The sequence below is a fragment of the Micromonospora sp. BQ11 genome (genome assembly GCF_052068135.1).
Taxonomy (GTDB): Bacteria; Actinomycetota; Actinomycetes; order Mycobacteriales; family Micromonosporaceae; genus Micromonospora.
This window is the reverse complement of record NZ_JBQHDB010000038.1, coordinates 1-509: the sequence shown is the minus strand read 5'-3', so window position 1 is coordinate 509 and position 509 is coordinate 1. Positions and strand designations below refer to the sequence as shown.

General features: G+C 69.9%; 1 protein-coding gene. It reads right to left on the bottom strand.

The features are described 5' to 3' along the window. Positions 1-509 (bottom strand): D-glycero-alpha-D-manno-heptose-1,7-bisphosphate 7-phosphatase (locus ACTMSW_RS30720; protein WP_441184289.1); only part of this gene is annotated, 509 nt, incomplete at both ends.

Genomic DNA, 509 nt, shown 5'->3' with positions numbered 1-509 from the left:
CGGCGCAGGATCTCGGCCACCGCCGACGGCAGATCCACCGCCACCCACGGCGCCGCATCCACCTCCTCGACCCGCGTCACCGGCGTCGGCACCAACACCGCCTGCGCCCCCGCCGCCAACGCCGCCGTTACATCCCGACCGATGTCCCCCACCATCACGCACCGCTGCGGCGTCGTCCCCAACGCCTGCGCAGCCGCGTGCACCAACCCCGGCAACGGCTTACGGCACGAACACCCGTCGGAATCGTCGTGCGGACACACCAACCACGCATCGAACGGCCCCAACAACCCCTCGACACGCGCATGCACCGCCGCCATCTGCGCCTCGGTGAACAACCCCCGCGCCAAACCCGACTGGTTCGTCACCACCGCCAACCGCAACCCGGCAGCCCGCAACGCATCCAACGCCACCCGCGCACCCGGCACCGGACGCACCTTCTCCGGATCACCGTTGTACGGCACATCCTCGACCAACGTCCCATCCCGATCCAGCAACACCGCGTCGAACAG